This window comes from Actinokineospora iranica, assembly GCF_900101685.1.
Lineage (GTDB): Bacteria > Actinomycetota > Actinomycetes > Mycobacteriales > Pseudonocardiaceae > Actinokineospora > Actinokineospora iranica.
This window is the reverse complement of the sequence record NZ_FMZZ01000016.1, coordinates 53,055-66,197: the sequence shown is the minus strand read 5'-3', so window position 1 is coordinate 66,197 and position 13,143 is coordinate 53,055. Positions and strand designations below refer to the sequence as shown.

Below are 13,143 nucleotides of genomic sequence, written 5' to 3'. Positions count from 1 at the left end.
TCTGGGGTTTGCTCGGTGGGGTGGCTGGCTTAGGTCTGTCTGCTCGATGGGGTGGAGTGCCCGGCAACGTTAGGTGCGGTTGGCAGGAGGGCTGAGTTTCTTCGGCTTGTCCAGGTTCAGGGCCACTGGGCGAGGATGGTGACCGTTCCGGGGGCGACCTCGGTGAAACCCGCGTCGCGGACCGCGACCACGGTGTGGGTGCGCCAGGCCAGGTCGGGGTCGGCGCCGGGGTGCAGGGCAGCCCACCGCTCGGCCGTGGGAGTGCGGACAGCGCAGCGGAAGTCGCGGGTGGACCAAGCGCGCAAGCGGTCGTGTTGGCCGGAAGCGTGCAAGAGGGCCGCCAAGAGCATGGTGGCGTGACCGACTTGGGCCGCCGCCTTCCCTGCCGTCATCGGGACGTGGGGATTGCACCAGAGCACCGGGGTGTCGGCGGGAACAGGGCCGGGTTCGTCGTCGGGAAGCTCGCTGCCGGAGATCTGGAGCCGGGAGACCTCGCGGGGAGCGGCGGCCACGCGGCCGGGGACCAGGGCGCGGGCGGCGGCTCCGTCGACCTCGACTGTCACGCCGGGCAGCTCCTGGACCGCCGCCCAGTGCGCGCCCCTGGCGCGGCGGGAGACCTTGCGGATACGGCCGCGCACCCAGGTGTCCACCTCCTCGTGCCATGGGCCCTCGGGTTCGGCTCTCGGGTCCAGGCAGACCGCGATCGCCGCGGCGGCCGCGGCTTCCAGCAGTGGGGTCCGCGCGGGAAGTGGATCGCGGTCTATGCGCAGAACGACCGGCATCGCGCGGACGTTCTCCGGGTCTTCGCCCGCTGTGTCGTTAGTGGCTTCCGGGGGGAGGCTCAGCCAGGTGGCGTAGCGGGCCGCCAACGGGTCCAGGATGCTCACAGGCGTTCCAGCTCCATGCCGTCGGCCGCGTCGGCTGCCTCCACTTCGGCGCGGGTGACGCCGAGGACGAACAGGACGACGTCGAGGTAGGGGTGGGACAGGGCGGTGTCGGCCACCTCGCGGAGGGCGGGTTTGGCGTTGAAGGCGATGCCCAGGCCCGCGGTGGAGAGCATGTCGATGTCGTTCGCGCCGTCGCCGACGGCTACGCACTGGGCCAGGGGGATCTCGTAGTCGTCGGCGAAGCGGCGGAGGGCGACGGCCTTGCCCTCGCGGTCCACGACGTCGCCGATGACGCGGCCGGTGAGGACGCCGTCGATGACTTCCAGGGTGTTCGCGGCGTGGAAGTCGAGGCCGAGTTCGTCCACCAGGCGGTCGATGACCGTGGTGAAGCCGCCGGAGACGACGCCGCAGCGGAAGCCGAGGCGCTTGAGGGTGCGGACCGTGGTGCGGGCACCGGGGGTGAGTTCCAGCGCGTCGGCGACCTCGTCGAGCACCGTCGCGGGCAGACCGGCGAGTTGCTTGACGCGGCGGTGCAGGGACTCGGTGAAGTCGATCTCGCCGCGCATGGCGGCCTCGGTGATCTCGCGGACCTGCTGCTCGCAGCCCGCCTTGGCCGCCAGCATCTCGATGACCTCGCCCTGGATCAGAGTCGAGTCGACGTCGAAGACGATGAGGCGCTTCGCGCGCCGGGACAGCGAGTCGCGCTCCACGGCGATGTCGAGGCCGACCCTTACCGACAGCTCGGCCAGCGCGGACCGCAGGGCCGCGTCGGCGACGGGGGTGTCCTGCGGCACGGAAACCCGCAGCTCCAGCCCGGTCACCGGGTAGTCGGCGACGCGGCGGATGGCGTCGATGTTCACCTCAAGCGCGGCGAGCCTGCGGGCGACCTCGCCGAACGCGCGGGCGGTGACCGGCCTGCCGAGGACCACGAGCACGTGCGACGACCCGGTCCTGGTCTGCTGCGGGTCGACACCGACCTCCACGTCCACCCGCATGGACACCGTCGCCATGGCCTGCTCGACGGTCTCCTGGAGTTCCTCCGCGTCGTGGTCGGTGGCGACGAGCGCCCCGAGCACAAGCTGCCCCCGGATGACGACCTGCTCGACGTCGAGGATCTCGACGCCGTGCCGGGTCAGCACCGCGAACAGCACCGACGACACCCCGGGCTTGTCCGGGCCGGTCACGGTGATCAGGACGGGCGTGTGCTGGGCGCCAGGTGTTGCGGACACGATCCGATGTCTCCCAGGACAGGGCAGACCCGTGACCGCGAGGTCCGAGGCTGCGTTGGGGTGGCAGGCGGTGAGCGTCCCCAAGTCGGCCTGGGGATCGTCAAGGGCGCAGCGTCGAGCCCGGACAGCGGACTGCGGGTGGCGCGAAGGCCGTCACCGGTCTCCGATCCACCCGCAGTCGTTCTCGCGTTCAATACCGACCAATCAGGTCAGTTGGGCAACTTGGGGTCGCCCTTGGAGATCTCGTCGGGGTTCATCTTCTCGGCGAGGATCTCCGACGGGGCGGGCGGCTGGCCGTGGCTGCCGCCCATCAGGCCGACGTACTTGTCCGCGTGTCCCTGTTCGACCATGTGCGGATAGTGCAGGTCGAAGGCGGGGCGCTCGGACCGGATGCGCGGCAGCTCGGTGAAGTTGTGCCGCGGCGGGGGCGAACTCGTGGCCCACTCCAGCGAGTTGCCGTAACCCCACGGGTCGTCGGCGGTGACGATCTCGCCGTAGCGGTAGCTCTTGAACACGTTCCAGATGAACGGCAGCGTCGACGCGCCCAGGATGTAGGCACCGATGGTGGAGACCATGTTCAGCTCGGTGAAGCCGTCGCTGGCCAGGTAGTCGGCGTAGCGGCGGGGCATCCCCTCGTTGCCCAGCCAGTGCTGGACGAGGAACGTGCCGTGGAAGCCGATGAACGTGGTCCAGAAGTGCAGCTTGCCCAGCGGCTCGTCCAGGAACCGGCCGGTGATCTTCGGGAACCAGAAGTAGATGCCAGCGAACGTCGCGAACACGATCGTGCCGTAGAGCACGTAGTGGAAGTGCGCGACGACGAAGTACGTGTCGGACACGTGGAAGTCGATCGCGGGCGCGGCGAGCAGCACGCCGGTCAGGCCGCCGAAGAGGAACGTGACCAGGAAGCCGACGCTGAACAGCATCGGCGTCTCGAAGGTCAGCTGCCCCTTCCACATGGTGCCGATCCAGTTGAAGAACTTCACACCGGTCGGGACCGCGATGAGGAAGGTCATGAAGGAGAAGAACGGCAGCAGCACCGCGCCGGTGGCGTACATGTGGTGCGCCCACACCGTCACCGACAGCGCGGCGATGCCCAGGGTCGCGTAGATCAGGCCGCGGTAGCCGAACAGCGGTTTGCGGCTGAACACCGGGAAGATCTCCGACACGATGCCGAAGAACGGCAGCGCGACGATGTAGACCTCGGGGTGCCCGAAGAACCAGAACAGGTGCTGCCAGAGGATGACGCCGCCGTTGGCGGGGTCGAACACGTGCGCCCCGAGCTGGCGGTCGGCGAGCAGGCCGAACAGCGCCGCGGTGAGGATCGGGAACGCGAGCAGCACCAGCAGGCTGGTGATGAGGATGTTCCAGGTGAAGATCGGCATCCGGAACATGGTCATGCCGGGCGCGCGCAGGCACACGATCGTGGTGAGCATGTTGACCGCGCCCAGGATGGTGCCCAGACCACCGACAGCCAGGCCCGTGATCCACAGATCCGCGCCGACGCCCGGAGAGTGGATCTTGTCCGACAGCGGCGTGTAGGCGAACCAGCCGAAGTCGGCCGCGCCGCCCGGGGTGAGGAACCCGGTCATCACGATGATGCCGCCGAACAGGTACAGCCAGTACGAGAAGGCGTTGAGGCGCGGGAACGCCACGTCCGGCGAGCCGATCTGCAGCGGCAGGATGAAGTTCGCGAAGCCGAACAGGATCGGCGTCGCGTACAGCAGCAGCATGACCGTGCCGTGCATGGTGAACAGCTGGTTGTACTGCTCCTGCGACAGGAACTGCTGCCCGGGGACGGCCAGCTCGCTGCGGATCAGCATGGCCATCGCGCCGCCCACCATGAAGAAGGCGAACGACGTGACCAGGTACATGATGCCGATTTGCTTGTGGTCCGTCGTGCGGAACAGCCGCAGCAGGTACGAACCCTTGGCCGTCTCGCGGGCCGGATACGGCCGCGTGGCGATCGGCTGCGGGGCTACTGCCGTCACTCCTGCCTCCTGCACTCCGTCGTGGTGGGATGACTCGGGTCAAACGTGAGTCGATTGCCCGACTCACGGGGGATCGTAGCCCGCCCAAACCGGCGTGGCGCGGGTGGGCGGGGTGTGCTGTGGATAACTCGCTCCGCGGCGGTTGCGCAGCTCACACCGGCAGCACCGCGTATTGACGAAGGCACAAATCCGTGAACGTGACCGGACCGCGGGGACCGGGCACCCGGTCGATGTTGATGCCCGTCTCGGGCACTCCGAGCAGCTTGAACCCGTCGAGCAGGCGGGTCGGGGCGTTCCAGAACACGCCGGTGCCGGTGTAGGCGGAGATGAATTCCTCCGCGGCGGCTTTGTCCTCGGTGACAATTCCGGCGGCGAGTCCGGAGGTCTCCTTGTTGGCAATCCGCGCGGCGTGCCGCAAATCCTCGACCGGCGCGATGGTGACGGTCGACTCGCGTTCGGCGTCGAGCGCCCACTCGTAGCCGATGGGGTGCTCGTGCGGGGGCAGCGATGCGCGCACGCCGACCGCGTCGAGGGCCGCTTGGACCCCGGGCAGCGCGGTGTCGTAGACGTCACGGTGGATGAGCAGGAGGTTGAGCCGGTTGCACACGCCGAGCCGGTCGAGGCTGCGGCGGATGAGGTCGGCGGCGAACTCGGGGTCGGCCTTGGCGTCGTAGTACAGGACTCCCCCGCCGTCGGCGTGCGCGAGCGTGCGGACCCCCACGGCCGCGGCGCGGCGGCCCAGCTCGCGGGTGCTCTCGCCGCTGCCGCGCAGGATGACCAGCGGCACCAGGTCGGGCAGCTCCACCAGCGCCCCGGCGGCCGCGCGGTCGGCGCTGGGGACGAGCTGGACGGCGTCGGGGTCGAGGTCGGCGTCGGACAGGGCGGGCGCGACGACGTGCCGCAGCAGGGCGGTGGCCGAGCGCAGGGCCGCTGAGCCGGTGCGCAGGACGCCCGCGTTGCGCGACTTGACCAGCTGGGAGGCCACGTCGACGGTCACGTTCGGGCGCGCCTCGTAGTTGGCGCCGATGACGCCGACCGGCCTGCGCAGCTCCACCAGCCGCAGGCCGCCGTCGAGGGTGCCGATCTGGGCCGACCGGGCCGGGTGCGGGACCGAGGCGAGCAGCCGAAGCTGCTCTGCCATGCCCTCCAGGCGCTCTTCGGTGATGCGCAGCCGGTCGAGCAGGCCGCTGCTCATCCCGGACTCCTCGGCCGCGGCGATGTCCTCGGCGTTGGCGGCGAGGATCTTCGCGCGCGAGGAGGACAGCCGGGCGGCCATCTCGCCGATCGCGTTGTCGATGGTCTCGTCGGCGGCGCCCGCCAGCGACGGCGCGGCCGAGGACGCCTTGGCCGCGCACGCGGCGACGAGGTCGCCGATCTCGCCGGGGGTCTGCTCGTCGGACACGGTGGATCCCTTCGTCCTGCCTGGTCGGAGGATCAAAGTGTGCCTCATTGACGTCCGTGGTCCGATGGCGGCGTGACCCCGCACCGCGCCCTGCTCGACCTGCTGGCCGAGCCACCCGCCACCCCCGACACCGCGCACGGCTACCTGGACCTCCTGGGAGAGGCCGACCAGGCGGGGCCGCCGACCGGTCTGGCGCAGCGGCTTATGCGCACCGGTCTTGTCCCGACGGTCTACGAGCGCTGGTGGCGGCCCGCTCTCGGGCGGGTCGCCAAGGGGCAGGCCGGGCCGAGCATGGCGGACGAGCGCTCCTTGGCCGTGCGGCTGCTCGGGTTGGCGCCCGGTAGCACTGTCCTCGACGTCGCGTGCGGAACCGGCGGCTTTACCCGGCACTTCGGTGACGCGGTCGGCCCGGACGGTCTCGCGGTGGGCCTCGACGCGTCCGTGCCGATGCTCGAGAAGGCCGTCGCCGCCACACCGCGGACCGCGCCGGTGGCCTACCTGCGCGCCGACGCCGTCCGACCGCCCCTGCGCGACGCGTCCGTGGACGCGGTGTGCTGCTTCGCGGCGCTGCACATGTTCGCCGAGCCCGCGGTGGCGCTGTCGTCGTTCGCCCGGGTGCTGCGCCCCGGCGGGCGCGTGGCCCTGCTGACCACGGCCCGGCACCCCTGGCAGCCCGCCCGCGCTGCGGACACCGTGCTGGGCGCGCTGTCCGGCCAGCGGATGTTCGACCGGGACGAGATCGCGAACCTGCTCGTCGAACGCGGCTTCACCGAGGTCGAGACCCGGTTCGCGGGGGTGACCCAGTTCGTCGGCGCCACCCTGGCCTGAACAAGAGGCCTGGATAAGAGGCCTGGATAATGAGGCCTGCGGTCAGAGCAAGAGCCAGCCGCAAGCGAGGACAAGAGCGCCGAGGTTGATCAGCGCGAACGAGCCCACCCAGAAGAAGCCGGGCGCCCCGGTGAGGCGGGCCAGCTGGTCGGCGTCGGAGTCACGGGCGTGCCCGCGCCTGCGCTTGGACTGGAGCTCCGCGACCGGCCGGACCCCGCCGAGCAGCAGGAACCAGGCGATCAGGTAGGCGAACGCGGCCTGGACCTCGTCGGTGGCGAACCACGACACGGCGAACAGCACCGCGCCGGTGGCGACGATCGACAGCACCCCGTAGGCGTTGCGGATCATGACCAGGACCGCGAACAGCAGCAGCGCGCAGATCACCAGCACGGCCGAGACCCGGTCGGCGCCCAGCAGCGCGGCGAAGGCGAGCCCGAGCAGCGACGGCGCGATATAGCCCGCGAGCGCGGTGCACACCATCCCCGGCCCCTCCGGTTTGCCGCGCGAGACGGTGACCCCGGAGGTGTCCGAGTGCAGGCGGATGCCGGACAGCCGCCTGCCCGCGAGCACGGCGACCAGGGCGTGCCCGGCCTCGTGCACGATGGTGATCACGTTGCGGGCGGGCCGCCACAGGACGTTGACGGTGACCACGACGATCGCGAACGCGGCGGTGACCAGCACCATCGTCGCGGGCGGCTGCCACTGGTCGCCGAAGATCTGCTGCCAGAGGTCGGGTTGGGAGAGGCGCACACCCCGAGTTTCCCCTAGGTCCTGCCTCGGGCAGGGCCTAGGTCGGCGGACGCCAGTCGAGCAAGGGCGCGGTGGAGCGGCGGAGCAGCGCGTCCGGCAGCAGGCGCAGAGCGGTGTCACGCAGCGCGGCGGCGGGCCGGTTGGCCACGTGGTTGAGCTTTCCGGCCATCCGCGAGCGGGCCGAGACCCACTGGCTGCGCGGCCTGCGCAGTTCGTCGTACCGGCGCAGCCCGTCCTCGGTGCCGGCCAGGGCGGCGAGGGTGACCGCGTCCTCCAGCGCCTGGCACGCGCCCTGCCCGAGGTTGGGCGACATGGCGTGGGCCGCGTCGCCGACCAGTGCTACCGGGCCGTGGACATAAGAGGGCAACGGCGGCAGGTAGTACAGGTCGTGGCGCAACACGGCGTCTTCCGCGACGGCGGCAAGCAGCGACGGGATCGGCTCCGGCCAGCCCGCGAACCGGCGGCGCAACTCGGCCCGCTCGCTGTTCAGGCGGGTGTTCGCGGGGAGCACCGCCGCCGCGTAGCAGTAGATCTGGTCCGCGCCCATCGGGAACGCGCCGAAGATGTCTCCTGCGCCCCAGGTCTCGCTGCCGTCGAACGGCTCGATCCCGGCGGCCGGAAGCACCATCCGCCACGCGGTGTGGCCGGTGTAGACGGGGCCGGGCGCGTCCGGCCAGAACGCGCGCCGGACAGCGCTGTGCATACCGTCCGCGCCGATAAGGAGATCCACGGTTTCCTCACCGATCACGGCCCTGCCGCCCTCGACGCGGAAGTCCTGCCGCCGCTCACCGGGGCGCAGGGCCTCGGCGGGAACGGCGCCGAGCAGAATGCGCAGCAGGTCGGCGCGGTGCACCATGACCAGGTCGCCGGGTTCGCCAGACCCGCGCAAGATCCAGTGGCCGCGCCGGTTCCGGAAGCCGCCCCGCCCAGGACGCGCGCCGGCGTCGCGCACCGCGTCCCCGACTCCGAGCACGTCCAGCGCCCGCAGCGCGTTGCCCCAGATCGAGATTCCGGCCCCCACCTCGCCGAACGCCGCCGCCTGCTCGTGCACCCGCACCGCCCAGCCCCGTCGCGCGAGTCCCGCCGCGACCGCGAGCCCGCCGATACCGCCACCAATCACCGCCGCTGTCCGCATGGCGCGCCTCCTCTACATCCGTAGAGCCACTCTACGCTTGTAGAGACCCGGGGAGGAAGCCCGTGACAGACCGCCGCGACCAGATAACCGACGCCGCGATAACCACCCTCGCCCGTGACGGCCTACGCGGGCTCACCCACCGCGCTGTCGACCGCGCGGCAGGGCTGCCGGAGGGCTCCAGCTCGTACTACTTCCGCACCCGGCAGGCCCTGCTGGCGGCGACGGTGGACCGGCTGGCGACGCTGGACACGGCGGACCTGACCCCGATCACGCCGATCCCCGATCGGGTGGACGCCGCCCAGCTGGCGGCGATCATCGCGGCGATGGTCGACCGCGCGGCGACGGTGAACCGGGACCGGATGGTGGCCCGGTACGAGCTGTCCCTGGAAGCCACCCGCCGCCCGGAACTGCGCGCCGCGTTGGTCGCGGTCGGCGAGCGCTACCGGGAACTGGCCGCGGCCCTGCTGTCCGCGGCTGGCGCGACCGCGCCGGAGCGCCAGGGCCGCGCCCTGGTGGCCTTCCTCGACGGGGCGATCTTCGACCGGATCGCGGGCGCGGGCCGGGTCACGCTGAGCGGCGAGCAGACACGGGACTCCTTCGACGAACTGCTCGCCGGGATGCTCGCGGAGTAAGAGTGCCCCGCTTACCGCGCCGCATCCCGTTTTTCCCATTCGTCGGGGTGTGCAGGCGTTGCGGACAGAAGTCGAGCACGTGACGGCAGCCAGGGGCAAGCGACGTTGACATCGAATCACCCGAACACCACGTGAACCGGCAAGGGAGCAGGACCTGCCGACATGCTCGTCCGACTACCCGCGCCTGCTGCGCCGACCCCGGCGCGGCGCGGCCGAATGCCACGGCGCCGCTGCCGCCGTTCGGCTCTGTGACCGTTGGGGGTGCTGGATTCCCGGCGTGCCCACCTCCGCGTGAAGGTGGTCGCGGAGCCTCGCCCCAGACCCCGTGTTGTGGTTGACTGACAGTGGTCGCTCGCTTCGCCACCGTGTTCGCGCGGTGGCGGTTCGGCCCTCCACCACCGGTGGTGACCGGTGTCCGCAGCAGCGGTCACCGCAAGCAGGACGTCTAGGAGATAAGCATGGCCCAGGGCACCGTCAAGTGGTTCAACTCGGAGAAGGGCTTCGGGTTCATCGCCCCCGATGACGGCAGCTCCGACGTGTTCGTGCACTACTCGGAGATCCAGTCGAGCGGCTTCCGGACTCTGGAGGAAAACCAGAAGGTGCGCTACGAGGTCGGCCAGGGCACCAAGGGCCCGCAGGCCACCGGTGTGACCGTAATCTGAAGCCTGACCCTGTCTTTGCCGAACGGGCCTCGTTCCACTCGGAGCGGGGCCCGTTCCGCGCACAGCACGAAGCCCCGCAAGGAAAGCGCGACGCCCTCGCCCCCACGGCATGAAGCGCCCCCGTAAGGCAACCACCCTCACCGGGGGTGGCTGGCGTGGCGAACCGCGGCAGGCCCGCGGTGGGACGCGGCAGGGCCGTGGTTCGCGCGCCCCGGGTGTGACGAGGTCACGTTCGTCCGCCTGGCCGCGGCTCTCCGGGGACCGATGAGCCAGGGCAACCTGCGGCAGCGCAGCCGATTCCGAACGCGCGGCTTCCCGTGCTGGCCCGAAACCCCGGCACGCCAACAACATGCGCACTGGGCGGCCACAGCGCGGCGGCGGTCTCGGATGCCACGGGTATGTCGCCACCGGAACAGCGTCGCCGCGACCGTCCCCGCACCCGACATCGCCGATCGGAACGGCTCCGTCGGAAAACCCAAGGGTGCGACGGTGTTTCGCGAGGCTGGTCCTGCCGTTTCCTCTGGCTCTTAGCCTTCTGGTGTGCTGTCCCCTCCTTGCGGTGGCGCGAAGCGCGGCGGAGCGCTGTCATTCGGCGATGAGGATCACGAGGTTTCGTGGACCATGCACCCCCTCCACCCGATGCAGTTCGATGTCGCTGGTGGCCGACGGGCCGCTGATCCAGGTCAGCGGCCGGGCGCCGTCGACGGCTTCGACGGCTTGCGGCACTGTGCCGACGATCTGGGCCGCGCGGACCACGCACAGGTGGACGTCCGGGACGAGGGTGAGCGCCCGCCGTCCCTGTCCCGGACCCGCGTCGAGGATGACGGTGCCCGTCTCCGCGATGGCGACGGCGCATCCGGTGAGCACGGCGTCCACGCTGTCGAGGTCGGCCACCGACAGCGCCGGCTCGTCGCGCCGGGTTTCTCCCTCCACTTCGGACACCCAGGCGGCTGGGAGGTCCGGCGGGACGACGACGGCGCGCGCCTTCGCCGTGCGTAACGCGTCGGATATCGCGGCGGGAAGCTCGACCTCCGCGACCCTGCGCACGACCGCGCGGTAGTCCGCCGCGCGCTCCTGGAACAGGGCCACCACGTCGATGTCGCCCGCGTCACGGTGGTAATCCCGGGGAACGGCAACGGGTTCCCGTGTCTCACCCAGGGCAGTGCGGATGCGGGCGAGGATCTCGGCTCGGGCGCTCATCGGCTTTCCCCTCGGTTCTTCAGCCACCACTCGCGGAAGGTTTCCTCGGCGGGCACGGGAGCGTCGCGGGCGTCGGACCACCCGGCGAGCGGACCCGGAAGCCTGCCTATGCGCCCCTTCCGCGCGAGGACGCGGCCGCCCAGGGCGGCAAGCCGTTGCGCGGCGGCGAATCTGCCCGCGCGGGCGAACACCCACGCGGCCAGCCCCATGCCGAGGCGTTCCGCGGAAGGCTTGCCGCGGTGGGCGTCCACGACCTGGCCACGCAGGTGCGTGAGCGCCTTCGGGATGTCGATCAGCACCGGGCAGACCTCGTAGCACGCGCCGCACAAGGTCGACGCGTACGGCAGGCTCGCGGAAACGGGGTCGGCGTCGACCCCGCGCAACTGCGGCGTCAAGATCGCGCCGATCGGCCCCGGGTACACCGACCCGTACGCGTGCCCGCCCGTGCGCTCGTAGACCGGGCAGACGTTGAGGCAGGCCGAGCAACGGATGCAGCGCAACGCGTCCCGCCCGATGTCGTCGGCGAGCGCGGCGGTGCGCCCGTTGTCCAACAGCACCAGGTGGAACTCGCGGGGACCGTCGCCAGGGGTGACGCCGCGCCAGGTGGAGGTGTAGGGGTTCATCCGCTCGCCGGTGGACGAGCGCGGCAGCAGTTGCAGCATCACCTCCAGATCGGCCCAGGTCGGCACCACTTTCTCGATGCCGACCACGCTGATCAGGACCTCGGGCAGGGTCAGGCACATCCGGCCGTTGCCCTCGGACTCGACCACCACGAGCGACCCGGTCTCGGCGACGGCGAAGTTGGCCCCGGACACCGCCACCTTGGCGGAGAGGAACTTGCGGCGCAGGTGTTCCCGAGCCGCGGCGGCCAGGGCCACCGGATCGTCGGTCAGGTCCGCGGGCGCTCCGGGCATCGCGCGGCGGAACAGATCGCGAATCTGCGACCGGTTGCGGTGAATCGCCGGGACCAGGATGTGCGAGGGCCGGTCTTGTCCCAGTTGGACGATCAGCTCGGCCAGGTCGGTCTCGTGGGCGGTGATCCCGGCATCGGCCAACGCCTCGTTCAACTCGATCTCCTGGGTGGCCATCGACTTGACCTTGACCACCTCGTCGGAACCGGCGGCCCGCACCAACTCGATCACGACTCGGTTGGCCTCGGCGGCGTCGCGGGCCCAGTGGACCACTCCCCCGGCCTCGGTCACCCGTTCCTCCAACCGCACGAGGTAGGTGTCCAAATCGCGCAGTGCCCGGTCTTTGATCGCGCGACCCGCCAGCCGCAACCGCTCCCAGTCCGCCCGCTCGCCGACGACCGCCGCCCGCTTCGCCCGGATCGTGCCCGTGGCGGTGCGCAGGTTCGCCCGGAGTTGCCCGTCCGCCAACGCTTCCCGAGCGGCTTCGGGGAACGCGGGCATCCCCATCCACACCCCGCTCACCGGGCCACCTCACAAGTTCGGTGGCCTCGCGGGCCTACGCACTGCGTCGATGATTCGCTCGCAAGCTCGCTCATGGGCCCTCCCCGCTCGCCAGGATCTCCGCCACATGCATCACCCGAACGCCTGAACGTTGGCGGGAGAGCAGGCCGCCGACGTGCATCAGGCACGAATTGTCCACCGCAGCCAGCACCTCCGCCCCGGTCTCCCGGACGTGCCGGGACTTGTCCGCGCCCATGGCGACCGATGTGTCCGCGTTCTTCAGCGCGAACGTGCCGCCGAACCCGCAACACTGCTCGGCTTCCGGCAAATCGACCAGGCGCAGACCGCGGACCGCCCGAAGCAGCCTGGTCGGGCGATCGGCCAGGCCCAGCGTCCGCAAGCCGTGGCAGGTCGGGTGATAAGTCACCCGATGGGGGAAAGCGGCGCCGACATCGGTCACACCAAGCACGTCGACCAGGAACTCGGTGAACTCGCGCACCCGCGGCGAGGTGTCGGCCACGGCTCGGGCAAGCCCGGCGTCCCGGGCGATCTCGGCGACCCTCGGGTGGAACTCGCGCACCATCGCCACGCACGACGCCGAGGGCGACACGACATGGTCGATGCCCGCGAAGTCGTCCACGAACTTGCGCACCAGGGGAACGCATTCCCGCTGGTAGCCGGTGTTGAAGTGCATCTGGCCGCAGCACGTCTGCGTGACCGGGAACACCACATCGTGCCCCAGCCTTTCCAGCACGCGCACGACCGCGCGTGCCGACGCGGGGAACAAGGTGTCGTTGAAGCAGGTCACGAACAGCCCTACGCGCATCGGTCCTCCCTTCCAGTCCAGTCTCGTGCCGTCGTGGCGTGTCGCTGTCCTTTATTGCACGTCCGGCGATGGGCCGGACGAAGTTATCCACAGGCCGAAGTTATCCACAGGCCCGTGCCCCCTGGCTCCCACGACGCCGCGGAGTCCGACACAATGCGGGTCAGGGACGTGCCAAGGAGCGGAAGCGGGAGC

At 70.8% G+C, this 13,143-nt stretch carries 12 protein-coding genes; 3 read left to right on the top strand and 9 right to left on the bottom strand.

All coding sequences use genetic code 11. The features are described from left to right. Positions 1 to 116 precede the first annotated feature (116 nt). From BLS56_RS25690 to BLS56_RS25675, 4 genes are all read right to left on the bottom strand, one after another. Complete coding sequence (locus tag BLS56_RS25690) at positions 117 to 887, bottom strand: peptidyl-tRNA hydrolase (protein WP_091455892.1); 771 nt, start codon at positions 885 to 887, stop codon at positions 117 to 119. Next, positions 884 to 2,116 carry a phosphoserine phosphatase SerB gene (gene serB, locus BLS56_RS25685; RefSeq protein ID WP_091455890.1) on the bottom strand — a complete coding sequence of 411 codons (1,233 nt, stop codon included), beginning with the start codon at positions 2,114 to 2,116 and terminating at the stop codon, positions 884 to 886. Before serB ends, BLS56_RS25690 begins: the two co-directional genes overlap by 4 nt. A gap of 209 nt (positions 2,117 to 2,325) precedes the next feature. Then, entirely contained in the window at positions 2,326 to 4,104 is a 1,779-nt protein-coding gene (gene ctaD / locus BLS56_RS25680; RefSeq protein ID WP_091455888.1) for an aa3-type cytochrome oxidase subunit I, read from the bottom strand. 151 nt (positions 4,105 to 4,255) lie between these two features. Beyond that, positions 4,256 to 5,506, bottom strand: coding sequence for an aldehyde dehydrogenase family protein (locus BLS56_RS25675; protein WP_228771932.1), 1,251 nt, complete (start codon positions 5,504 to 5,506; stop codon positions 4,256 to 4,258). Positions 5,507 to 5,578: 72 nt separating this feature from the next. On the opposite strand from BLS56_RS25675, the gene BLS56_RS25670 reads away from it, so the two are divergent. Beyond that, positions 5,579 to 6,334 (top strand): class I SAM-dependent methyltransferase, encoded by a 756-nt coding sequence (locus BLS56_RS25670; protein ID WP_091455886.1) that lies wholly within the window; start codon positions 5,579 to 5,581, stop codon positions 6,332 to 6,334. Positions 6,335 to 6,376: 42 nt separating this feature from the next. Here the strand turns inward: BLS56_RS25670 and BLS56_RS25665 are convergent, their stop codons facing one another. Continuing rightward, a complete protein-coding gene (locus tag BLS56_RS25665) occupies positions 6,377 to 7,018 on the bottom strand; it encodes a M50 family metallopeptidase (RefSeq protein WP_091456052.1) in 642 nt (213 codons plus the stop codon). Positions 7,019 to 7,121: 103 nt separating this feature from the next. Further along, the gene (locus BLS56_RS25660) at positions 7,122 to 8,219 is read right to left on the bottom strand and encodes an FAD-dependent monooxygenase (RefSeq protein ID WP_091455883.1); all 1,098 of its coding nucleotides are present in this window, start codon (positions 8,217 to 8,219) and stop codon (positions 7,122 to 7,124) included. A 62-nt stretch (positions 8,220 to 8,281) separates the two neighbouring features. Here BLS56_RS25660 and BLS56_RS25655 point away from each other — a divergent pair, with 62 nt between their 5' ends. Both BLS56_RS25655 and BLS56_RS25650 read left to right on the top strand, forming a co-directional pair. After that, a complete protein-coding gene (locus BLS56_RS25655) occupies positions 8,282 to 8,851 on the top strand; it encodes a TetR/AcrR family transcriptional regulator (protein ID WP_091455881.1) in 570 nt (189 codons plus the stop codon). 458 nt (positions 8,852 to 9,309) lie between these two features. After that, positions 9,310 to 9,513, top strand: a complete 204-nt coding sequence (locus BLS56_RS25650; protein ID WP_091455878.1) for a cold-shock protein — start codon at positions 9,310 to 9,312, stop codon at positions 9,511 to 9,513. A gap of 585 nt (positions 9,514 to 10,098) precedes the next feature. On the opposite strand, the gene BLS56_RS25645 is transcribed toward BLS56_RS25650, so the two are convergent. The 3 genes from BLS56_RS25645 to BLS56_RS25635 form a co-directional block, all read right to left on the bottom strand. Beyond that, positions 10,099 to 10,713: a LutC/YkgG family protein gene (locus tag BLS56_RS25645; protein ID WP_091455875.1), complete on the bottom strand. Its 615-nt coding sequence runs from the start codon at positions 10,711 to 10,713 to the stop codon at positions 10,099 to 10,101. After that, positions 10,710 to 12,131, bottom strand: coding sequence for a LutB/LldF family L-lactate oxidation iron-sulfur protein (locus tag BLS56_RS25640; protein WP_091456049.1), 1,422 nt, complete (start codon positions 12,129 to 12,131; stop codon positions 10,710 to 10,712). Before BLS56_RS25640 ends, BLS56_RS25645 begins: the two co-directional genes overlap by 4 nt. An 85-nt stretch (positions 12,132 to 12,216) precedes the next feature. Continuing rightward, positions 12,217 to 12,951, bottom strand: coding sequence for a (Fe-S)-binding protein (locus BLS56_RS25635; RefSeq protein ID WP_091455872.1), 735 nt, complete (start codon positions 12,949 to 12,951; stop codon positions 12,217 to 12,219). Positions 12,952 to 13,143 lie beyond the last annotated feature (192 nt).

Coding starts and splice junctions, on each gene's coding strand:
- BLS56_RS25665 (WP_091456052.1), bottom strand. CDS start 7,018: ATGGTGCTGGTCACCGCCGCGTTCGCGATCGTCGTGGTCACCGTCAAC.
- BLS56_RS25660 (WP_091455883.1), bottom strand. CDS start 8,219: ATGCGGACAGCGGCGGTGATTGGTGGCGGTATCGGCGGGCTCGCGGTC.
- BLS56_RS25650 (WP_091455878.1), top strand. CDS start 9,310: ATGGCCCAGGGCACCGTCAAGTGGTTCAACTCGGAGAAGGGCTTCGGG.
- BLS56_RS25645 (WP_091455875.1), bottom strand. CDS start 10,713: ATGAGCGCCCGAGCCGAGATCCTCGCCCGCATCCGCACTGCCCTGGGT.
- BLS56_RS25640 (WP_091456049.1), bottom strand. CDS start 12,131: ATGGGGATGCCCGCGTTCCCCGAAGCCGCTCGGGAAGCGTTGGCGGAC.
- BLS56_RS25635 (WP_091455872.1), bottom strand. CDS start 12,951: ATGCGCGTAGGGCTGTTCGTGACCTGCTTCAACGACACCTTGTTCCCC.